Consider the following 17,625-nt stretch of genomic DNA (forward strand, 5'->3'; position numbering starts at 1 on the left):
CCTGCTCAGGCCAGCGCCTGTGCCAGCCGCAGGCCGTGACGCTGCTCTGCATCCTGCAGCGAGCGCGCGATCGAGGGGTGCAGCCGCACCCCGTTCTTCGATTGGGACTCCCGACGCTTCAACCCGCCTTCGCCCGGCAGCCGCACAGGCTTTGCAGGGTCGATGGGCGCGTTGCCGCGGCAGCGTTCGGCCACGTGGTCCATCTGGCGCAGGAAGGCCTCCTTGCCGCCGAAGGCGTTCAGGTCGTGCAGCGTGATGTGCACCGTCGCGCCCCAGCCCTCGGGCGGGTCGGCCCGGCCGTGGCCCGCGAGGCCGGCCGTGAGCGTCTCGACCAGCAACGCCATTCCGTAGCCCTTGTGCCCGTGGCTCAGCCCGCCGACCGGCAGCAGCGTGCCGGGCGGCTGGTCGAACAGCACCTGCGGGTTGTTCGACGGCTTGCCGGTGGCGTCGATCAGCCACTCCTCGGCGAAAGTCTCGCCGGCCGCGCGCTTGCGGTTGCTCATGCCGTTGGTGGTGATGGAGGCCGAGATGTCGACCATCACGCCGCCCTGCGACAGCGGAAAGCCCATGGCCAGCGGGTTGGGCGTGAACACCGCCTGCGTGCCGCCGAAAGGCGCGACGCTGGCGGCGTTGGGGTCGGAGCAGGCCAGCAGCATCAGCATGTCTTCCTGCAGCGCGCGCAGCATGTAGACGGCAAGGCAGGCGATGTGGTGGCTGCGGCGGATGACCAGCGAGGCGGTGCCAAGCTCGCGGGCGCGCGGTACCAGCAGGTCCATGCCCTGGTCCATGAGCCAGGGGCCGGGCAGGCGCTTGCCGTCCCAGAGCACGGCGGCGGGGCGGTCCGACAGCACCTCGGGGGCGCCGTCGCGCGTCATGCCGCCGGACTCGATTTCCTTCACATAGCCGGCAAGCAGCGCGAGGCCGTGCGTGTCATGGCCCAGCAGGTCGCCTTCGACCAGCGTGCGCGCCACGCTGTCGGCCATCGATGCGGCAAGGCCGGCTTTCTGCAGCAGGGCGCTGGCGTAGTCCCTGAGCGCGTCGGCGCTGTAGAGCGGGGCGGCGTCGGTCATTTCAATACCTCCAGCACGCGGTCGAGGCCGCCTTCGTTGATCGCCACCATGGCCTGCTCGCGCACCTTCGGCTTGGCGTGATACGCAACCGAAAGGCCGGCCTCGCCCATCATCGGCAGGTCGTTGGCGCCGTCGCCCACGGCGATGGTTTCCTGCGGCGAGATGCCCATGAGCGACGCCACCTCGAGCAGCGTGCGGCGCTTTTCGGCACCGTCGCAGATGTCGCCCCAGCTTTGCGTGACCACCTGGCCGGTGAGCTTGCCGCCGGCTTCGTCGAGCAGATTGGAGCGCGCGAAGTCGATGCCCAGCCGGTCCTTCACGCGGTTGGCGAAGAAGGTGAAGCCGCCCGACACCAGCAGCACCTTGAGCCCGGCCGCCTTGCAGGCCGCCACCAGCTCGCTCGCGCCCGGGTTGAGCTTCAGCCGCTCGTCGTACACCTGCTGCAGCGCTTCGACCGGCACGCTTTTCAGCAGCGCCACGCGGCGGCGCAGGCTCTCCTTGAAGTCCTTGATCTCGCCGCGCATCGTGGCTTCGGTGATCGCGGCAACCTCGGCCTTCTTGCCGACCGCATCGGCGATCTCGTCGATGCATTCGATGTTGATCAGCGTCGAGTCCATGTCGAACGCGATCAGCTTGAAGTCGGCGAGCTTCAGCGGCGGCTTCACACGCTGGATGACGAGGCCGGGGGAGATTTCAGTAGCGCTCATGCGGTGACGGTTTCCTTGACGGTAGGCTGGCCCAGGCTGCGCAGCACGTCGCGCACCATCTGGGCCCGCTCCTTGGGTTCTTTCAGTTCGCGCTCGATACGCAGCTTCTCGTTGCCGGCGAGCTTGATGTGCTTGTTCTTCTGGATCAGCTGGATGATGGCCATGCCATCCACCGGCGGATCTTTCTTGAAGGTGATGTTGATGATGCCGGGCGCGGCATCGACCTTCACTACGCCGTAGGGCCGCGCAAGCACGCGCAGGCGGTGCGTGTCGATCAGCGTCTGCGCCTGCGGCGGCAGCTTGCCGAAGCGGTCGACGATTTCTTCCAGCAGCGTATCGATCTGGTCGGGCGTCTTCGCCGTGGCCAGCTTCTTGTAGAACGACAGCCGCAGGTGCACGTCCCCGCAGTAGTCGTCGGGCAGCAGGGCGGGTGCGTGCAGGTTGATTTCGGTGGTGACCGACAGCGGCGACAGCAGGTCGGGCTCCTGCCCAGCCTTGAGCGCACGCACGGCTTCGCTCAGCATCTCGTTGTAGAGCTGGAAGCCGATCTCCATCATGTTGCCGCTCTGGTTCTCGCCCAGCACCTCGCCGGTGCCGCGGATCTCCAGGTCGTGCATGGCCAGGTAGAAGCCGGAGCCCAGCTCTTCCATCTGCTGGATCGCGTCGAGCCGCTGCGCCGCCTGCTTGGTCAGGCCCTCGGTGTCGGGCACCATGAGGTAGGCATACGCCTGGTGGTGCGAACGGCCGACGCGGCCGCGCAGCTGGTGCAGCTGCGCCAGGCCGAACTTGTCGGCGCGGCTCATCACGATGGTGTTGGCGGTCGGCACGTCGATGCCGGTCTCGATGATGGTCGAGCACAGCAGCAGGTTGTAGCGCTGCGCCACGAAGTCGCGCATCACCCGCTCCAGCTCGCGCTCCGGCATCTGGCCGTGGGCCACGGCGATGCGGGCCTCGGGCAGTATCTCCTCGAGCTTCTGGCGGCGGTTCTCGATGGTCTCGACCTCGTTGTGCAGGAAGTAGACCTGCCCGCCGCGCTTGAGCTCGCGCAGCACGGCCTCGCGGATCACGCCGGTGCCCTCGTTGCGCACGAAGGTCTTGATGGCCAGCCGCCGCTGCGGCGCGGTGGCGATCACGCTCAGGTCGCGCAGGCCTTCGAGCGCCATGCCCAGCGTGCGAGGGATCGGCGTGGCGGTGAGGGTGAGCACGTCGACCTCGGCGCGCATGGCCTTCATCGCCTCCTTGTGGCGCACGCCGAAGCGGTGCTCCTCGTCGATGATGAGCAGGCCCAGGTTCTTGAACTTGACCGACTGCGAGAGCAGCTTGTGCGTGCCGACCACGATGTCGACCTGGCCCTCGGCCAGCCCCTTGGCGGCTGCGGTGACTTCCTTGGCCGAGCGGAAGCGGCTCATCTCGGCCACCTTCACCGGCCACTTGGCGAAGCGGTCCACCAGCGTCTGGTAGTGCTGTTCGGCCAGGAGCGTGGTGGGCGCGAGGAAGGCCACCTGCTTGCCGCCGGTGACGGCGATAAAGGCAGCGCGCAGCGCCACCTCGGTCTTGCCGAAGCCCACGTCGCCGCACACGAGGCGGTCCATGGGCTGGGGCGAGATCATGTCCTGCACCACGGCGTGGATCGCGGCCTTCTGGTCGGCTGTTTCCTGGAAGCCGAAGTCGTTGGCGAACACCTCGTAGTCGGCCGGCGAGTAGCGAAAGGCGTGGCCCTCGCGCGCCGCGCGGCGCGCGTAGATGTTCAGCAGCTCGGCGGCCGAGTCGCGCACCTGCTCGGCGGCCTTGCGCTTGGCCTTTTCCCACTGGCCAGAGCCCAGCTTGTGCAGCGGTGCCTCGTCGGCGCTGACGCCGGTGTAGCGGCTGATCTGGTGCAGTTGCGAGACGGGCACGTAGAGCGTGGCCTTGTCTGCGTACTCCAGGTGCAGCATTTCCTGCAGCAGCGGCTTGCCGTCGGGGCCGTTGCCCTGGCCCAGGTCCATGTGGATCAGGCCCCGGTAGCGGCCGATGCCGTGCGCGCTGTGGACCACCGGATCGCCCACGTTGAGCTCCGACAGGTCCTTGATGAGCGCCTCGACGTCGCTGACCTGCTCCTGCTTCTTGTTGCGCCGGCGCGTGGTGGGCGCGGTGGCGAAGAGCTCGGTCTCGGTGACGAAGTCGATGCCCTGTTCGCGCCAGGCGAAGCCCGAGGCGAGCGCGGCGGTGGCGATGCCGATCTTCTCGTCGCCGGAAGACTCGAACTCGGCCAGCGAGTCGAAGGCCGGCGGGTTCACGCCGCTGGCGCGCAGGAAGTCGAGCAGGCTCTCGCGTCGCCCGTCGCTTTCGGCGATCAGCAGCACGCGGTGCGGCGTCTTCGCGATGTGGGCCTTCAGGCCGACCAGCGGGTCTTCCGCGCCGCGCACCACGGCGAAGGGCGGCAGCCGGTCGAATTCGGCATACGGCGCCTCGGTGGGCACGTCGCCGCCGCCCCGGATGGCGAGCTGCGCATGGGGCTTGGCGCGCTGGTAGAACTGCTCGGCATTCAGGAACAGTGCCTCGGGCGGCAGGGCAGGGCGCTCGGGGTCGCCGCGCACGAGGCGGTAGCGCTCGTTGGTGTCCTGCCAGAAGTGCTGGAAGGCGGGTTCCAGGTCGCCGTGCAGCACCACGGTGGCGTCGTCGCCCAGATAGTCGAACACGGTGGCCGTCTCGTCGAAGAAGAGCGGCAGGTAGTACTCGATGCCGGCGGTGGCCACGCCATTGCCCATGTCCTTGTAGATGCGGCTCTTGGTCGGGTCGCCCTCCAGCAGTTCGCGCCAGCGGCTGCGGAAGCGCCCGCGCGCGTCGTCGTCCATCGGGAACTCGCGCCCGGGCAGCAGCCGGACCTCGGGAACGGGGTAGAGGCTGCGCTGGGTGTCGGGGTCGAAGGTGCGGATGGTGTCGATCTCGTCGTCGAACAGGTCGACGCGGAAGGGCACCGGCGAGCCCATGGGGAAGAGGTCGATCAGGCCGCCGCGCACCGCGTATTCGCCGGGGCTCACCACCTGCGTCACGTGGGTGTAGCCGGCCAGCGTGAGCTGGGCCTTGAGCTTCGATTCCTCGAGCTTCTGCTTGGCCTTGAACTGGAAGGTGTAGCCGGCCAGGAAGGAGGGCGGCGCCAGCCGGTAGAGCGCGGTGGTGGCGGGCACCAGCACCACGTCGGCCTCTTTCTGGCTGATGCGCCAGAGGGTGGCGAGGCGCTCGCTGATCAGGTCCTGGTGGGGCGAGAAGCTGTCGTAGGGCAGCGTTTCCCAGTCGGGAAAGAGGGCGCAGCGCAGCTCAGGGGCGAAGAAGGCGATCTCGTCGATCAGGCGCTGGGCGTCGTTGGCGTCTGCGGTGAACATCGCGGTGGCGCGCCCGGCGCCTTTTTCGCGCATGGCCAGCTGCGCCAGCAGCAGTGCATCGGCCGACAACGGGGGACGCGGCAGCGTGAATCGCTTGCCCGCCGTGAGGTGGGGGAGGTCCATGGAACGCTTGATGGAAATGCACAACACCCCGCGCCGGCTGGCGAGGGGTGTGCGTAGCGGGCAATTCTAGAATGGCGGCCCCTTATCCGCTTGTCGGCCGCCGCCGACGCTGGGCCCTCATGTCCTCTTCCCGACTTTTCGTGCTGATCCCGTGCGCCGGCTCCGGCCATCGCGCGGGGCATGCGCAGTCCACGCAGCCCAAGCAGTACCGGCGCCTGGCCGGCCTGCCGATGGTCGCCCACACGCTGGAGGCCTTCCGCTCGCTGGCGGGGCGCTTCGCGGGGCTGGCGCTGGTGGTGTCGCCGGACGATCGCGACGTGAACGCGGTGCTGCCGCGCTTCCCGGCCGAGAACGAATACCTGCTGCGCGTGGGCGGCGTGACCCGCGCGGCCACCGTGCGCAACGGCCTGGCGGCGCTGCGCCAGAAGGGCGCAGGCGCGCACGACTGGGTTCTGGTGCACGACGCGGCGCGCTGCCTCGTCACCTCCAGCCAGATCGAGGCGCTCATTGCCGCTTGCGAGCACGACGCCGTCGGCGGCCTGCTGGCGCAGCGGCTGGCGGACACGCTGAAGTCGTCCACTACCGAGAGCCGCGTGGCCCAGACCTTGCCGCGCGCCGACAAGTGGCTGGCGCAGACGCCGCAGATGTTCCGCATCGGCATGCTGCTCGACGCGCTGGAGCGCACCGGCGATGCCGTCACCGACGAAGCCAGCGCCATCGAGGCTGTCGGCCTGTCGCCGTTGCTGGTGCCCGGCAGCGCGCAGAACTTCAAGGTGACTTTCCCGGAAGATTTCGCTCTGGCTGAAGCGGTCCTGCTGGGCCGTAGGAAGGGGTTGGCATGACGGCTCCTTCTTTCAACATCCGCATCGGCGAGGGCTGGGACGTCCACCAGCTGGTGGCGGGCCGCAAGCTGATCCTGGGTGGCATCGAGGTCCCGCACACCACCGGGCTGCTCGGCCACTCGGACGCCGACGTGCTGCTGCACGCCATCACCGATGCGCTGCTGGGCGGTGCGGGGCTGGGCGACATCGGCCGGCACTTTCCGGACACCGATCCGCAGTTTCGTGGTGCCGATTCGGCGGTGCTGCTGGCCGAGGCGGCGCGCCGGGTGCGTGCGGCGGGCTGGGAGATCGGCAACGTCGACAGCACCGTGATCGCGCAGGCGCCCAAGCTTGCGCCGCACATTCCGCTGATGTGCCAGCGCATCGCCGACACGCTGGGCGTGGCGCTCGGGCAGGTGAACGTGAAAGCCAAGACGGCCGAGAAGCTGGGCCCGGTGGGCGAGGGCCGCGCGATGGAAGCTCGCGCGGCCGTTCTGCTACACCGCTGACGCGGGCCTGGCTCGCGTTGTTCAGGCCGGCTTCTTGCCGCCGACCGGAAGCTCGCCCGGCCTGACCATGCCTGCCGGCATTGCGCGCGGCATCCGGATGTGCGCCGCCAGGCCACGGCCCGGCGTGCTGGTCAGCGCGAAGGTCCCGCCCATGCGCTCGATGTTCTTCGCCACGATCGACAGGCCCAGCCCCGCGCCGGCCGCCGAGGTGCGGGCCGCGTCGCCGCGGAAGAAGGGCTTGGTCAGCTGCGCGAGCAGGGCGGGCTCGACGCCCGCGCCGTGGTCGCGCACCTTGATGAGCACCGCGTCGTTGTTGGCCTGGGCCTGGATCGTCACGTCGGCCACGCCGGTGGCGGGCGTCTTGCCGTAGCGGCGCGCGTTCTCGACCAGGTTGGAGATGACGCGGGTGAGTTCGACCTCGTCGCCCATCACGCGCAGGTCGGGCGGCACCTCGACCTTGATGTTCATCTCCTCGTAGTCCTGCACGGCGTAGGTGCAGGCGTCGACCACGTCGCGCAGCAGCACCGGCTTGGGATCGACATGGTCGGGGCGGGCGTAGTCGAGGAACTTGTCGATGATTGCGTCGAGCTGGGCGATGTCGGCCGCCATGTGGTCGCGCGCATCCTCGTCGGCCACGCTCATCTCGGTTTCCAGCCGCAGCCGGGCCAGCGGCGTGCGCAGGTCGTGCGAGATGCCGGCCAGCATGATGGCTCGGTCCTGCTCGATCTTGGCGAGCTGGTCCGCCATGCGGTTGAAGCCGATGTTGACCGCGCGGATCTCGTTGGTGCGGGCGCGCTCGTCGAGCCGGTGCGCCTCGTACTCGCCCTCGCGCACCTGCATGGTCGCGCGCGACAGCTGCTTGAGCGGCAGGTTGATGAGCCGGGTGATCAGCGCCGCGCCGGCCAGCGACAGCGCCATGGCGGTGCTCAGCCACACCAACCAGGTACGGCCGCCCACGCGGCTGAATCGGGTGGGATCGAGCAGCAGCCAGTAGGTGTCGCTCTCGATGGTGAAGCCGATCCACAGGCCGGCCTCGTCGTTCACGCGGCTCGCCACGGTGGTGCCTTCGCCGAGCTGGTCGATGAGCTCCTCGGTCACGCGCAGGTCGAGCGCGCCGCTGGTGTAGGGCTGGAAGCGGTCGTTGGGCTCGCGCGGCAGGATGCGCACGCCTTCCTGGTCGGCCAGCGTCTTGATCAGCGACACCCGGGTGATGGCGTCCGAATACACCAGCGCCGCACGCGTGAGGTTCACGAGCGAGGCGATCTGGTGGGCTGTCTGGATGGCGCGCGGCTCGTATTCGAGCGAGCGGAAAGTCTGCAGCCAGGCGACCGTACAGCCGATCAGCAGCAGAGCGAGCAGGAAGAAGGTGCGCCAGAAAAGGCTGAAGCCCAGCTTGAGGCCGGGGCGGCGGTCACGTTGCGCGCTCGCTTCGAGCGGGCTCGGCATCGTGACCTGCGCGCCGTCCTCCTGGGCAGAGCCTGGTCCGGGGGGTTGGCCGACGGCCACCGGTCAACGTGGCGTCAGGCCGTGCCGTCCGGCACGAACACGTAGCCCACGCCCCAGACGGTCTGGATATAGCGGGGCGCAGCGGCGTCGGACTCGACGAGCTTTCGCAGGCGCGAGATCTGCACGTCCAGGCTGCGGTCGAAGGGCTCGAACTCGCGCCCGCGCGCCAGCTGGGCCAGTTTTTCGCGCGACAGCGGCTGGCGCGGATGGCGCACCAGCGCCTTCAGCATGGCGAACTCGCCGGTGGTCAGCGAGAGTTCTTCGCCGTCCTTCTTCAGGGTGCGCGAGCCGAGGTCGAAGGCGAACGGGCCGAAGGTGACGGTCTCGTTCTCGGTGGAGGGGGCGCCCGGCGCCTCGAGCGGCGGACGGCGGCGCAGAACGGCGTGCACGCGGGCCAGCAGTTCGCGGGGGTTGAAGGGCTTGCCGAGGTAGTCGTCGGCGCCGACTTCCAGACCGACGATGCGGTCCACGTCTTCGCCCTTGGCGGTGAGCATGATGATCGGAGTGCGGTCATTGGCGGCGCGCAGGCGGCGGCAGACGGACAGGCCATCCTCGCCGGGCATCATCAGGTCGAGCACGATCAGGTCGACCGTGTCGCGCAACAGGATGCGGTTGAGCGCCTTGCCGTCCTCGGCCACGATCACTTCGAAGCCTTCCTGCGTCAGGTAGCGGCGCAGGAGGTCGCGGATGCGGGCGTCGTCGTCGACGATCACGATCTTGTCGGTGCGAGCGGGAACTTGAGTCATTTCTACAACGTCGAATTTGTAACAGGGCCGATTCTGAAGGCGTTGAGTGGTCGTTGAGCCGGATTTGCTTGTGGTTTGACACTAAGTTACAAAACTTGCGGACGCTCGCTGTCTGGTCATCCGACGTTCGCAAGGAGGTGGCAAAGTCGCCCCTTCTGATGACTTTCGCCTCAATGAGACGCCCTTTTTCAGCCCTCCCGTTCATCCTCGTTCTCGTCTGCGGTCCTTCGCTGGCGGTGTCCGGTGACTTCTTCAGGGTGGGCGAGGTGCGTCGCAGCGAAGTCCGCGATGCGGTGGCGGCCCACCGGGCCGCGCAGCGCGAGGAAATGCGCCGCGGAGAAGCCATTGCCGGGCGGCGCCTCACGCCCGCCGAATTGTTCGAACTGCGGCAGCAGGTTCGCGGCCAATGGACCCCGCCCGCCGCGGGTGCTTTGCTCAATTCGGCAGAATCGCAGCCGGCCGAGCGCATCGTTCCGGTGCCGCCGGCGGCGGCAAGCATCTTGCCGACCGCGCCGCGCAGCCAGCGCCGCTGATCCTGCGCAGATGCACCCGGCCTGCAGTTGCGCAGGCACGTCATCCGCCTGTCTTTTCATACCAACAACGGGAGTACTTCGCCATGAAGAAAAAGATCAAACTGCTCGCGGCCTGCGCCGCCCTGGCTGCCGCAAGCACGGCAATGGCCCAGAACGCCGCCACGCCGGCACCCCAGAACGTGCTGCAGCTGACCGCTTCGGGCACGGTCGAAGTCCAGCAGGACATGCTGAGCATGACCCTCGTGACCACCCGCGACGCGACCGACGCCGCCACCGTGCAGACGCAACTGAAGGCTGCGCTCGACGCCGCGCTGGCCGAAGCGAAGAAGAATGCGCAGGCAGGCCAGCTCGATGTGCGCACCGGCAACTTCAGCCTGTCGCCGCGCTACACCAAGGACGGCAAGATCAACGGCTGGCAGGGCTCGACCGAGCTGGTGCTCGAAGGCCGCGACTTCCCGCGCATCACGCAGACGGCGGGGCGCATCACCACGCTCAGCGTGGGCAACGTGGGCTTCGGCCTGAGCCGTGAGCAGCGGGCCAAGACCGAGACCGAGGCGCAGAACATCGCCATCGACAACTTCAAGCAGAAGGCCAACGAGCTGGCCAAGGGCTTCGGCTTCAGCGGCTACACGCTGCGCGAGGTGTCGGTGAATGCGAACGACAACGGCCCGATCCGCCCGCGCATGATGGCGGTGCAGGCCAAGTCGTTCTCGTCGGCCGATTCGGCGGTGCCGGTGGAAGCCGGCAAGACCGCCGTGATGGTGACCGTGTCGGGCTCCGTGCAGCTCAAGTAGAGCGGACAGCGCTCATATAGGAAGGGCGCGTACCGGCGGGCTACCCACTACTGGGCAGTCTTACTGGGCAGTCCAGCCGCCGTCCATGGCCCAGGCCTGGCCCCGGACCTGGTCTGCGGCCGGCGAGCACAGGAAGACGGCCAGGCCGCCCAATTGCTCGACGGTGGTGAACTGCAGCGAAGGCTGCTTTTCGCCCAGCAGGTCGTTCTGCGCCTGCGCGACCGTGATGCCTTCGCGTGCCGCGCGGTCGTCGATCTGCTTCTGCACCAGCGCGGTCAGCACCCAGCCGGGGCAGATCGCGTTGACGGTGACGCCCGTGGTCGCGGTTTCCAGCGCGACCGCCTTGGTCAGGCCGACGACGCCGTGCTTGGCCGCCACATAGGCCGACTTCTGTGCCGAAGCCACGAGGCCGTGCGCCGACGCGATGTTGATGACCCGGCCCCAGTTCGCCTCGCGCATCGCAGGGATCGCCAGCCGGGTCGTGTGGAAGGCGCTGGTGAGGTTGATCGCGATGATGGCGTCCCAACGTTCGGTGGGGAAGTCTTCCACCTTGGCGACGTGCTGGATGCCGGCGTTGTTCACCAGGATGTCGACGCGGCCGAACTTCGACGCGGCGAGCTTCATCATGTCCTCGATCTGGTCGGGCTTGCTCATGTCGGCGCCGTGATACTCGGCGCGCACGCCAAGCGCCTCGACCTCGGCCTTGGGCGCTTCGGAATCGCCGAAGCCGTTGAGCACGATGTTGGCGCCCTGCTGGGCGAGGGACTTGGCGATGGCGAGGCCAATGCCACTGGTGGACCCCGTGACAAGCGCGGTTTTGCCTTTGAGCATGAAGATCAATCTCCGGATGAATTAGGATGCGACGAGACAATTATCCGCACCAGGACACCATCGTTTCCATGACCGAACCGACGCTTCATTACGTGGCGTGCGATGACGCCCAGGGCGGCCACCGCATGGCCTATTGGCAATGGGGCAACGCGCACAGCGCACACGTCGTGATCTGTGTGCACGGCTTGACCCGGCAGGGTCGCGATTTCGACCTGCTGGCCCAAGCCATCGTGGAGCGTGCGGGCGGCGACGTGCGCGTGGTCTGTCCGGACGTGGTGGGCCGCGGGCGCAGCGACTGGTTGCGCGACCCTTCTCTTTATCAGGTGCCGGTGTACGCGGCCGACATGGTCGCGCTGATCGCGCAGCTGCATCGCGAGCAGGCGATCGGCACGCTCGACTATCTCGGCACCAGCATGGGCGGGCTGATCGGCTTCGTGCTGGCGGGGCACAAGGAGCTGCCGCTGGCGCGGCCCATCCGCCGCTTCGTCGCGAACGATGTCGGCCCGACGATCGAGCCGGTCGCGCTGCAGCGCATCGGTGCCTACGTCGGAAAGAACGGCAGCTACGAAAGCGTGCAGGCGGCGGCCGATGCGATGTGGGCGCTGTCGACAACCTTCGGTCCGCACACGCCGCAGCAGTGGCTGGCGTTGTCGCGGCACATGGTGGTGCCTGCGTCGCAGCGCACGGCCGATGGCTCGGCGAAGCTCGAAGTCGAAGCGGGGTCGGGTGGCGATGAAGGCGACTGGCTTCTTCATTACGACCCGGCCATCGGCGTGGCGCTGCGTGCGATCACGCCCGAGGCTGCGGCGCAAGGCGGCGCGATCATGTGGAGCCTGTACGACGCCATCGAGGCGCGCACGCTGCTCACGCGCGGCGCCGAGTCGGACTTGCTGTCGCGCGAAACGGCGCTGGCCATGACGCAGCGCGGCCCGCATGCAACCCTGGTCGAGTTCGAGGGCGTGGGCCATGCGCCGACGTTCGTCGACCCCGCGCAGATCGCTGTCGTCACCCAATTCCTTTTCGACTGATCCAGCGACTGACCACTGATTGATTGAGCAAGTGAGCGAAGTGTGAAGCGCGATTCTTCGAGTCTCCAGACGGCATCCGCGTCAGACGCGGTCATGGTCGACTACCCGCTGTCCGCGGCAACGGCCGAGCGCATGCCGGTGATGGAGAACATGCTGGCGCGTGCTCGCGCCTTCGCCGAGCCGCTGATCGCCGACGAGAAGCTCGACACGGGCGAGAACACGCTCGCGCACGCCGACGCGGTGGCCGCCATCGTCGCGAAGATGGGCGGCTCCGAGGCCATGCAGGCGGCGAGCTACCTGGTCTATTCGTGCCAGCACCTGAACCGCCCGCAGGAGGTGATCGCCAAGGTGTTCGGCGACAACTTCGCGGCGCTCGCGGTCGAGACGACCAAGCTGGTGCGCGTGCAGGAGCAGGCCCGCTCGGCCTCGCAGGGACATCACGCGGAAAACGCCGGTGCCCAGACCGAGAACGTGCGCAAGATGCTGCTGGCGTTCTCGCGCGACCTGCGCGTGGTGATGCTGCGGCTGGCTTCGCGCCTGCAGACGCTGCGGCACGCGGCGGCCAGCAAGCAGCCGGCGCCCGAGGGCGTGGCGCGCGAGTCGCTGCAGGTGTTTGCGCCGCTGGCCAACCGGCTGGGCATCTGGCAGGTGAAGTGGGAGATCGAGGATCTCTCGTTCCGCTTCCTCGAGCCCGAGACCTACAAGCTGATCGCGCGCCTGCTCGACGAGAAGCGCATCGAACGCGAAGGGCATGTCGAGCAACTGCGCTCGCAGCTCGAGCGCGAGCTGCAGGCCGAGGGCGTCAAGGCCGTGGTGCAGGGGCGACCGAAGAACATCTACAGCATCGTGAAGAAGATGCGCGGCAAGTCGCTCGACTTTGCGCAGGTCTTCGACATCCTCGCGTTGCGCGTGGTGGTGCCCGATGTGAAGGACTGCTATGCGGCGCTGGCGTGGGTGCACTCGCACTTCCAGCCCATCGACGAGGAGTTCGACGACTACATCGCGCGGCCAAAGCCCAACGGATATCAGTCGTTGCATACCGTGGTGCGCGAGCTGGTGGATGGCAAGGCGGGCAAGCCGATCGAGATCCAGATCCGCACGGAGGAAATGCACGACCACGCAGAGCATGGCGTGGCCGCGCACTGGGCATACAAGGAAGCCGGCCACAAGGGCTACGCAGGCGTGTGGGCCAGCGGCGAATACGACGCGAAGATCGCCGTGCTGCGGCAGCTGCTGGCGTGGGAGCGCGATCTCTCCGGTGGCCTGCAGGGGCAGGGCCTGTTCGACGACCGCATCTATGTGCTGACGCCCGATGCGGCGATCGTCGAACTGCCGCAGGGCGCGACGCCGGTCGACTTTGCGTACACCGTGCACACCACGCTGGGCCATCGCTGCCGCGGGGCGCGTGTCGACGGTGCGATGGTGCCGCTGAACACGCCACTGTCGAACGGGCAGACGGTGGAGATCATCGCGGCCAAGGAAGGCGGGCCTTCGCGCGACTGGCTCAATGCGGAGCTCGGTTATCTGGCCAGCCATCGCGCGCGCGCGAAGGTGCGCGCATGGTTCAACGCGCAGATCACGCACGAGACCGTGGCGCGCGGACGCGAAGCGGTCGAGAAACTGCTGCAGCGCGAAGGCAAGACGGCCATGCGCCTCGAAGACCTGGCTTCGCAGCTTGGCTTCAAGTCGGCGGACCATCTGTTCGAAGTGGTGGGCAAGGACGAGTTCTCGCTGCGCAATATCGAGACGCTGCTGCGTCCGCCGGAGCCCGCGCAGGGCCCGGACGATGGCGTCCTCATCAAGAAGGCACGCGGCAGCGAGAAGTCGGGCAAGGGTGGCGTGCTGGTGGTGGGCGTGTCTTCGCTGATGACGCAGCTCGCCAAGTGCTGCAAGCCTGCGCCGCCAGATGCGATTCGCGGTTTCGTCACGCGAGGCCATGGCGTCAGCGTGCACCGCAGCGACTGCAGCAACTTCCGCACGATGGCCGCAAAGGATGGCGAGCGCGTCATCGACGTGGAGTGGGGCGTTGCGAAGAAGGGCGCCGACGCGCCCGTGTATGCAGTGGACGTTTCCGTCGAAGCGGCCGACCGTCAGGGCCTGCTGCGCGACATCTCCGATGTGTTCGCACGCGAAAAGATGAATGTGATCGGCGTGCAGACACAGTCGATCAAGGGCACGGCATGGATGACGTTCACCGTGGAAATCGCCGATGCCGCGCGGCTGACGCAGGTACTTGGACTGGTCACGGCAGTTATTGGTGTGCGATCTGCACGTCGTCGCTGAAAACAGCGATTTCTCCTGCTACAATAGCTGCTTCTCGGACACATCCTTAGGCGCGTAGCTCAGCTGGTTAGAGCACCACCTTGACATGGTGGGGGTCGTTGGTTCGAGTCCAATCGCGCCTACCAATTTCTGTTTCAACCCCGGCCAACCACCGGATCAGTCGAACAGATCATGCACCGGGTTCTCCGGTGTACATATCGTCCCTTGTGGTGATGCAGGCAAAGACCATGGCCATGTTCTTGTGCTACCTTGGCCACTCTGCAACTCCATTCCATTCTTCTTGATAAGCGATCCGATGAATACGCGATCAACACTCGTTGATCGGGCTCATGCCGACAAGCGCCTGGCCGCATTGCTCAAGCAGGCTCCCATCGAGTTTGCGCGTGCTGTCTACGGCATCAACGACTACGCAAGCGGGCGCACCGACACCATGGCCGCGCGCGAAGTTGTGCGCGCCCAACGCCAGGGCATGCCCTTGACCGAAGAGCGCGCCGAGCAGCGTGCTCGCGCCTATCTGCCGACTGTCGGGCAGGAGCACTGCCCGCGTTGCTGGGTGGTCTACGGCCACAAGACGCCACTGCGATTCCGCAAGGCCGATGAAGAGCGGCCCGAGGTCGCGGCCTGCCATATGTGTGGCGCGGAGTACTCGACATCGCCGGATTGAGGAAAGTGTCCGGTCCGGTCAGGGTAAACCTTGTCGCGGCGCAGCAAAACCGCTCCCTAGAATCATCCGACGACATGGGCGTCCATGTGAAGGAGTCCGCAGTGCAGAGCAAGAAGTCCGGGGTCAAGCCGGTACAGCGTGTGATCAAGAAGTACCCGAACCGAAGGCTCTACGACACCGAGACATCCACGTACATCACGCTGACCGAGGTGAAGCAGCTGGTCATCCAGAATGCCCAGTTCGTGGTGCGCGATGCCAAGACGGGCGACGACCTCACGCGCAGCATCCTGCTGCAGATCATTCTCGAAGAAGAGGCGGGCGGCGCGCCGATGTTCACCGAACAGGTGCTGGCCAACATCATCCGCTTCTATGGTCAGGCGATGCAGGGCTACATGGGGCCTTACCTCGAGAAGAACATCCAGGCCATGACCGAGGTGCAGGCGCAGCTCGCGGAAAAGGCCGAGGGCCTGACGCCCGAGATGTGGGCTCGCTTCATGACCATGCAGTCGCCGATGCTGCAGGGGCTCATGGGCAGCTACGTCGAGCAATCGAAGAACGTGTTCCTGCAGATGCAGGAACAGATGCAGAAGAACACCGAGCAGGTGCTGGGGGCCTTTGGCATCAAGCGTTCCTGATCCGCGTGCAGGTGTCGGCAAACGGATGCTGACCGGCGGTCGCCCCGCGATCACCGATAGCTGGGACAATAGAGGCATATGAGCGAAGTTGTCTCCCCCGAACGTACAGCCGCGCCGACCGCCCCCAAGGTCGGCTTCGTGAGCCTGGGTTGCCCCAAGGCCCTTACCGATTCCGAATTGATCCTGACCCAGCTGAGCGCCGAGGGTTATCAGACCGCCAAGACTTTTGAAGGCGCCGACCTGGTGATCGTCAACACCTGCGGCTTCATCGACGATGCCGTGAAGGAAAGCCTCGACACCATCGGCGAGGCGCTGGCCGAGAACGGCCGCGTGATCGTCACCGGCTGCCTGGGCGCCAAGACCGGCGACCAGGGCGGCAATCTGGTGCGCCAGATGCACCCGAGCGTGCTGGCCGTCACTGGTCCGCACGCCACGCAGGAGGTGATGGATGCGGTGCACGCCAATCTGCCGAAGCCGCACGATCCCTTCATCGACCTCGTGCCCAACACCTTTGGCGTCGCGGGCCTCAAGCTGACGCCGCGGCACTATGCCTATCTGAAGATCAGCGAGGGCTGCAACCATCGCTGCACCTTCTGCATCATTCCCTCGATGCGCGGCGACCTCGTGTCGCGGCCGGTCGGCGATGTGTTGAGCGAGGCCAAGGCCTTGTTCGAAGGCGGTGTGAAAGAGCTGCTGGTGATCAGCCAGGACACCTCGGCCTATGGTGTCGACGTGAAGTACCGCACGGGGTTCTGGGATGGCAAGCCAGTCAAGACGCGCATGCTCGAACTGGTACGCACGCTGGGTGAAATCGCCGAGCCGTATGGTGCGTGGGTTCGCCTGCACTACGTGTACCCGTACCCGAGCGTGGACGAGATCATTCCGTTGATGGCAAGTGGGCAGGTGCTGCCGTATCTCGACGTGCCCTTGCAGCACAGTCATCCCGATGTGCTGAGGCGCATGAAGCGTCCGGCCAGCGGCGAGAAGAATCTGGAGCGGCTGGCGCGTTGGCGCGAGGTGTGTCCGGAGCTCGTGATCCGCAGCACCTTCATCGCAGGCTTCCCCGGCGAGACGGAGCAGGAGTTCGAGCATCTGCTCGACTTCATCCGCGAAGCCGAGATCGATCGCGCTGGCTGTTTTGCCTATAGCCCGGTCGAGGGTGCCACTGCCAACGACATTCCCGGCATGCTGCCCGAGGCGGAGCGCGAAGCGCGCCGGGCGCGTTTCATGGAAGTGGCTGAGGCGGTGTCGATCGCCAAGCTGCAGAAACGCGTCGGCTCGACGATGCAGGTGCTGGTCGATTCGGCGCCTGCCATGGGTCGCAAGGGCGGGGTGGGGCGCACATACGCCGATGCGCCGGAAATCGACGGCACGGTTCGACTGCTGCCGCCCGAGAAGATCAGCAAGACGCTGAAGGTGGGTGAGTTCACCCGCGCGCGCATCGTGGGTGCCGAGGGGCACGACCTGATCGCGCTACCCGTTTGATGCGGATTCAAGCGACCATGAAAAAAGCCACCGGAGAACGGTGGCTTGATTCGGATGACCTGGTAAGGGTCTGCTTTGACTTGGTGCCCAGAAGAGGACTCGAACCTCCACGATGTTACTCGCTAGTACCTGAAACTAGTGCGTCTACCAATTCCGCCATCTGGGCTTTCTCTGCTTTTCAGCAAAGACTGCGAGTATACACAATTTGTCGCGGCTATTTCACCGAAGCAGGCTACATGCAGAAATTTCTGCGTCGGTCCGCTTCGTGCTTCGATCGCATCGGCCGTTCGATGCGGATTCGATCGGCAATGAAAAAAGCCACCGGAGACCGGTGGCTTGAATCGAATGACCTGGTAAAGGTCTGTTTAAACTTGGTGCCCAGAAGAGGACTCGAACCTCCACGATGTTACTCGCTAGTACCTGAAACTAGTGCGTCTACCAATTCCGCCATCTGGGCCCACAAGGTTGCAGAAGCAACCTTGTTTTGAATTTCAGGAAAGAAGGAGATCATATCAAAAATAACGTTAC

Annotated in this window: 15 protein-coding genes and 3 tRNA genes; 10 read left to right on the forward strand and 8 right to left on the reverse strand. The window is 66.5% G+C overall.

The annotated features are described in order from the left end of the window. Positions 1-5: 5 nt before the first annotated feature. Genes AC1VNX_RS16075 through mfd form a run of 3 tightly spaced genes read right to left on the reverse strand, consistent with a single transcriptional unit; the run spans position 6 to position 5,262 of the window. Positions 6-1,070 carry an Ldh family oxidoreductase gene (locus AC1VNX_RS16075; protein ID WP_483157594.1) on the reverse strand — a complete coding sequence of 355 codons (1,065 nt, stop codon included), beginning with the start codon at positions 1,068-1,070 and terminating at the stop codon, positions 6-8. Next, positions 1,067-1,777: a phosphoserine phosphatase SerB gene (serB, locus tag AC1VNX_RS16080; protein WP_483157595.1), complete on the reverse strand. Its 711-nt coding sequence runs from the start codon at positions 1,775-1,777 to the stop codon at positions 1,067-1,069. The genes AC1VNX_RS16075 and serB overlap by 4 nt, the downstream gene beginning before the upstream one ends. Further along, a complete protein-coding gene (gene mfd / locus AC1VNX_RS16085; RefSeq protein ID WP_483157596.1) occupies positions 1,774-5,262 on the reverse strand; it encodes a transcription-repair coupling factor in 3,489 nt (1,162 codons plus the stop codon). Before mfd ends, serB begins: the two co-directional genes overlap by 4 nt. A 119-nt stretch (positions 5,263-5,381) precedes the next feature. On the opposite strand from mfd, the gene ispD reads away from it, so the two are divergent. Together ispD and ispF are read left to right on the forward strand one after the other, a co-directional pair. After that, positions 5,382-6,104 carry a 2-C-methyl-D-erythritol 4-phosphate cytidylyltransferase gene (gene ispD, locus AC1VNX_RS16090; RefSeq protein WP_483157597.1) on the forward strand — a complete coding sequence of 241 codons (723 nt, stop codon included), beginning with the start codon at positions 5,382-5,384 and terminating at the stop codon, positions 6,102-6,104. Further along, positions 6,101-6,592, forward strand: a complete 492-nt coding sequence (ispF, locus tag AC1VNX_RS16095; RefSeq protein ID WP_483157598.1) for a 2-C-methyl-D-erythritol 2,4-cyclodiphosphate synthase — start codon at positions 6,101-6,103, stop codon at positions 6,590-6,592. Before ispD ends, ispF begins: the two co-directional genes overlap by 4 nt. Before the next feature lie 21 nt (positions 6,593-6,613). Here the strand turns inward: ispF and AC1VNX_RS16100 are convergent, their stop codons facing one another. Together AC1VNX_RS16100 and ompR are read right to left on the reverse strand one after the other, a co-directional pair. Continuing rightward, positions 6,614-8,038: a sensor histidine kinase gene (locus tag AC1VNX_RS16100; RefSeq protein ID WP_483157599.1), complete on the reverse strand. Its 1,425-nt coding sequence runs from the start codon at positions 8,036-8,038 to the stop codon at positions 6,614-6,616. A 74-nt stretch (positions 8,039-8,112) separates the two neighbouring features. Then, positions 8,113-8,844 carry an osmolarity response regulator transcription factor OmpR gene (ompR, locus tag AC1VNX_RS16105; RefSeq protein ID WP_007837017.1) on the reverse strand — a complete coding sequence of 244 codons (732 nt, stop codon included), beginning with the start codon at positions 8,842-8,844 and terminating at the stop codon, positions 8,113-8,115. Between the two features lie 137 nt (positions 8,845-8,981). On the opposite strand from ompR, the gene AC1VNX_RS16110 reads away from it, so the two are divergent. Together AC1VNX_RS16110 and AC1VNX_RS16115 are read left to right on the forward strand one after the other, a co-directional pair. Then, entirely contained in the window at positions 8,982-9,377 is a 396-nt protein-coding gene (locus tag AC1VNX_RS16110; protein ID WP_483157600.1) for a hypothetical protein, read from the forward strand. Positions 9,378-9,460: 83 nt separating this feature from the next. Then, positions 9,461-10,171: an SIMPL domain-containing protein gene (locus AC1VNX_RS16115; protein ID WP_483157601.1), complete on the forward strand. Its 711-nt coding sequence runs from the start codon at positions 9,461-9,463 to the stop codon at positions 10,169-10,171. Between the two features lie 60 nt (positions 10,172-10,231). Here the strand turns inward: AC1VNX_RS16115 and AC1VNX_RS16120 are convergent, their stop codons facing one another. Then, a complete protein-coding gene (locus AC1VNX_RS16120; protein WP_483157602.1) occupies positions 10,232-11,002 on the reverse strand; it encodes a 3-hydroxybutyrate dehydrogenase in 771 nt (256 codons plus the stop codon). A gap of 26 nt (positions 11,003-11,028) precedes the next feature. On the opposite strand from AC1VNX_RS16120, the gene AC1VNX_RS16125 reads away from it, so the two are divergent. From AC1VNX_RS16125 to rimO, 6 genes are all read left to right on the forward strand, one after another. Then, positions 11,029-12,030, forward strand: a complete 1,002-nt coding sequence (locus AC1VNX_RS16125) for an alpha/beta fold hydrolase (protein WP_483157603.1) — start codon at positions 11,029-11,031, stop codon at positions 12,028-12,030. A gap of 93 nt (positions 12,031-12,123) precedes the next feature. Further along, the gene (locus tag AC1VNX_RS16130) at positions 12,124-14,313 is read left to right on the forward strand and encodes a RelA/SpoT family protein (RefSeq protein WP_483157604.1); all 2,190 of its coding nucleotides are present in this window, start codon (positions 12,124-12,126) and stop codon (positions 14,311-14,313) included. A 48-nt stretch (positions 14,314-14,361) separates the two neighbouring features. Beyond that, positions 14,362-14,438 (forward strand) — tRNA-Val (locus AC1VNX_RS16135). Positions 14,439-14,608: 170 nt separating this feature from the next. After that, positions 14,609-14,977: a hypothetical protein gene (locus tag AC1VNX_RS16140; protein ID WP_483157605.1), complete on the forward strand. Its 369-nt coding sequence runs from the start codon at positions 14,609-14,611 to the stop codon at positions 14,975-14,977. Positions 14,978-15,051: 74 nt separating this feature from the next. After that, positions 15,052-15,612, forward strand: coding sequence for a polyhydroxyalkanoate synthesis repressor PhaR (gene phaR, locus AC1VNX_RS16145; RefSeq protein WP_019652414.1), 561 nt, complete (start codon positions 15,052-15,054; stop codon positions 15,610-15,612). Between the two features lie 78 nt (positions 15,613-15,690). Then, positions 15,691-17,097 (forward strand): 30S ribosomal protein S12 methylthiotransferase RimO, encoded by a 1,407-nt coding sequence (gene rimO, locus AC1VNX_RS16150; protein WP_483157606.1) that lies wholly within the window; start codon positions 15,691-15,693, stop codon positions 17,095-17,097. An 81-nt stretch (positions 17,098-17,178) separates the two neighbouring features. On the opposite strand, the gene AC1VNX_RS16155 is transcribed toward rimO, so the two are convergent. Both AC1VNX_RS16155 and AC1VNX_RS16160 read right to left on the reverse strand, forming a co-directional pair. After that, a tRNA-Leu gene (locus tag AC1VNX_RS16155) sits at positions 17,179-17,263 on the reverse strand. Between the two features lie 206 nt (positions 17,264-17,469). After that, a tRNA-Leu gene (locus tag AC1VNX_RS16160) sits at positions 17,470-17,554 on the reverse strand. Between the last annotated feature and the right edge of the window lie 71 nt (positions 17,555-17,625).

This window comes from Variovorax sp. TLI9-5A (assembly GCF_056867935.1).